Here is a 250-nt window from a genome sequence, read left to right on the forward strand (position 1 = left end):
GTCGGCGATCGTCCGCGGGGAAGTCCATCGCCGTCAGGCAATCGACGGCCGGGCGCCATGACAGCGTCTCGAAGATCTCCTGCTTGTCGCGAAAGTAGTAGTAGACGAAGGGCTTGGTGACGCCGAGCGCGCGCACGATCTGCGCCATGGTCGTGTTGGCGTAGCCCTGGTCTGCAAAGAGCTGCGCCGCGACCTGGAGGATGCGCTCGCGTTGCTGGTCGGTGCGTTGCGTGGCGGCGCGTTGTCGGCC

General features: G+C 66.4%; 1 protein-coding gene. It reads right to left on the bottom strand.

Annotated features, from left to right (window positions below):
• A partial coding sequence (locus tag QN347_RS20490; protein ID WP_323494500.1) for a helix-turn-helix domain-containing protein occupies positions 1 to 250 on the bottom strand: 250 nt, incomplete at both ends.

It is taken from the genome of Sphingomonas sp. 10B4 (genome assembly GCF_035019905.1).
Taxonomy (GTDB): domain Bacteria; phylum Pseudomonadota; class Alphaproteobacteria; order Sphingomonadales; family Sphingomonadaceae; genus Sphingomonas; species Sphingomonas glacialis.